The sequence below is a fragment of the Mycobacterium sp. TH-M11 genome, assembly GCF_057473725.1.
Genome location: NZ_JBYCLD010000551.1, coordinates 1 through 1,953, shown reverse-complemented (window position 1 = coordinate 1,953; position 1,953 = coordinate 1). Strand labels below are relative to the sequence as shown.

Genomic DNA, 1,953 nt, shown 5'->3' with positions numbered 1-1,953 from the left:
TCGTCGAGGCCGGCCACATCGAAGGACGTATTCTCGCGGACTTCGTCGGCCGTGACGCCGGGGTGCAGCGACAGCGCGCGCATCGTGCGGTCCGGACCGCCGAAGTCGAACACGCCGAGGTTGGAGACCACCCGGTAGGTGTTGGCGAACCGGAACGCCGGGTTGTCGGTGTCGACGTTGTCCCAGCCGACACCGCACACCACGTCGACGGTCTCGCAGAAGACCCGCTTGGAGTGGTTGCCCACCCAGTAGCTGGTCGCGTGGTTGATGGCGTTGCCGGGGGCGCCGCGGACACCGAACATCTGCCGCTTCGGCTGCTGCAGCGGACCGAATGCCGAGATGTTCTGATTGCCATGGCGGTCAACCTGATTGGCGCCCATCACCACGTGCCGCCGACCCCAGGCCAACGTCTCGAACACCCGGCCGAACGGCATCCAGCCCTCGACCGGGCCGGTCTTGCCCAGCGCCGGGGTGTCCGCGAGCAGCTGCGCTTCGCCGTCGGTGAGCAGGATGTCGGGGGAGAACGTCAGCCGGGCCAGTCGCGCGCCGACCGATGCCATGTTCGTCATGGGGCTGACCATGATTTCGCCCGCGTCGCGAAACAGGTCGGCGCAGGCGACGGCGCAGACTTCGGCGCGGGTGCTCGCGGTGTCGGTCACGATGACGCCTCCTCGGCGAATTTCTGCACGGCCGCTTGGTATTCGGCTTCGCCGCCGGACAGGTAGGTCTGCACGAACGTCTGCCAACCGTCAACGGTCGCGGCGGCCTCGGCGTAGTGTCGCTGGAATTTCTCGTCCCGGCCGTAATCCGGCGCTGCGGTGGTGAAGTGGGAGCCACCGGGTGCCTCGACCACGCCGTCGACCATCATCCGGTTCACCAGCAGTGCTTGTGGCGGTACGGCTTTGACCAGCTCGTCGGTGGAGACGATGCGCTCCACCGACAGGAAACGTTTGTCAGCGGCCATCAGGAACAGATCGTCGAAGTAGGGGTCGATGCCGGTGTAGGCGGCATTGCCCCGGACGTCGCCGAGATTGAGATGCACGAACGCGGCGTCCAGGGTCAGTGCCGGCATCGCCAGCAGGGTCTCGTGTCCGCCGCCGGGTGCCTCGTACGGGCTGGTGACCGTCTTGAGCTCACCCTCCCAGAAGTCGATCACCGAACTACCCAGTCCGGCGCGAATGGGTAAGAACGGCAACCGTTGTGCGGCCGCCTGTAGGCCGCACCGCAGCATGCCCTCGTCCATCTCGCGGGCCTCGAGCGCCCCGCCGCTGCGGGCCTTGGCGAACCAGGGGTCGTAGAACGGCGGTGAGTCCAGCGAGACGAACCCGTAGTAGACCCGCTTGATCTTGCCGGCCGAACACAGCAGCCCGACGTCCGGGCCGCCGTAGGTCACCACGGTCAGATCCTTGACGTCGGTGCGCAGCAGCGCGCGGATGAAGGCCATCGGCTTGCGCCGCGACCCCCAGCCGCCGATGCCGATGGTCATGCCGCTGCGGACCTGAGCGACGGCGTCGTCAAGCGAAATGACCTTGTTGCTCACTTCTTGCCCTTCTCCGTTCCGGCGAATGCGTCGCGGTGTTCGTCGGACACTCCGGCGAGGTTGAGTTCGAAGGTAAAGCCTTGCTCCATGCGGTAACTGGAGTTGACCCGTTGGACGTCGATCAGGTTCAGCGCCTCCTTGGCCGCGCGGATCACCCGGGTGTCCTTGACGGCGATGTCGCGGGCCACCCGCAGCGCGGCCTCGTCGAGTTCCTCCCGTGGCACCACCTCGTGCACCGAGCCGAAGTGATGCAGGGTCGCAGCATCGACCGTGGCGGCGGTGAAGAACAACCGCCGCATCATGTGTTGCGGCACCAGTCGCGACAGATGGGTCGCCGCGCCCAGTGCGCCGCGCTCGACCTCGGGCAGGCCGAAGGTGGCATCGTCGGAGGCCACGATGACGTCGGCGTTGCC

General features: G+C 67.0%; 2 protein-coding genes and 1 pseudogene. All 3 read right to left on the bottom strand.

Annotation, left to right across the window (positions count from 1 at the left end; genetic code table 11):
- Positions 1 to 659, bottom strand: a 659-nt coding sequence (gene ipdB, locus AC2VOG_RS20835) for a cholesterol ring-cleaving hydrolase subunit IpdB (protein ID WP_486941713.1), incomplete at its 3' end; no start/stop codon positions are given.
- A complete protein-coding gene (ipdA, locus tag AC2VOG_RS20830) occupies positions 656 to 1,540 on the bottom strand; it encodes a cholesterol ring-cleaving hydrolase subunit IpdA (protein WP_486941712.1) in 885 nt (294 codons plus the stop codon). The genes ipdA and ipdB, both read right to left, overlap by 4 nt.
- Positions 1,537 to 1,953 (bottom strand): annotated as a pseudogene (gene echA20, locus AC2VOG_RS20825) ((7aS)-7a-methyl-1,5-dioxo-2,3,5,6,7,7a-hexahydro-1H-indene-carboxyl-CoA hydrolase); the annotation flags it as partial. The pseudogene echA20 and the gene ipdA, both read right to left, overlap by 4 nt.